The 847-nt window shown below is 62.0% G+C and carries 1 protein-coding gene; it reads right to left on the bottom strand.

Features of this window, described 5'->3' with window-relative positions; translation table 11 throughout:
- A partial coding sequence (locus EN906_RS35740; protein WP_164777687.1) for an ABC transporter substrate-binding protein occupies nt 1-759 on the bottom strand: 759 nt, incomplete at its 3' end.
- Nucleotides 760-847 lie beyond the last annotated feature (88 nt).

Below are 847 nucleotides of genomic sequence, written 5' to 3'. Positions count from 1 at the left end.
GAGCAGGATGAGGAATTGCGGATTGCGCGACGCCACCGTTTCCCAGTCCGTGTTGCCCCAGCTGGTCTCCATGTCGCCCATGATGTTGTCGCCGCCGGCGGCTGATATCATGGCGCTGGGGATGGCGAACTTGCCTGCTGTGAACGGTTTGTCCTCGCCGGAATCATAGAGAAACACTCGCGTACCCTTGCCGTTGCCGACCTTGGCGGTGATGTCGGCGAGCTGCTTCTTCCAGCCGGAGACAAGCTTCTCCGCCTCGGCCTCCTTGCCGAAAATCTTGCCCAGCTTTTCGACGTCGCCATAGAGCAGGTCCATCGAGGCGGCTGGGCGGCTCTTGTCGAGATGGACGCAGCTTTCCGTCAGCACCAGCGTCTTGATGCCGTGCGGAGCAAGCGTATCGGGTGTCACCTCGCCGCCCGGCTTCATGCCGTAATACCAGCCGGCGAAGAAGAAATCCGGCTCGACCGCGACGAGGTTTTCGAGCGTCGGATATTTCGGCGCCAGTTCCGGGATCGAACCCTGCTCGGCCTTGAATTCGGGACCCACCTTGTACCATCCGGTGATGCCGGTCAGGCCGACGATCGACGGCTGCAGTTTCAGCGCGAAAGCCATCTCGGCCATGTTGAGATCCTGGATGACGGCGCGCTTCGGCGGCGCATCGAAGGTCAGCGGCTTGCCGCAGCTGTCGACCGTGACCGGGAAGGCCAGGGCTGTCGAGGCCAGCAGCGAGAAGACAAGCGAAAAGGCCAGGCGTTTCACGGGTTTGCTCCTTGTGGATGGGATTGGGTCGACTACGAGATGGCTTCAATCACGTCGGCGGCGCGGCACGGTTCGGCACATCGAACAC

The organism is Mesorhizobium sp. M7A.F.Ca.CA.004.06.1.1, assembly GCF_003999135.1.
GTDB lineage: Bacteria > Pseudomonadota > Alphaproteobacteria > Rhizobiales > Rhizobiaceae > Mesorhizobium.
Note: the sequence above shows the minus strand (reverse complement) of the source record. Positions and strands in the feature narration are given on the sequence as shown.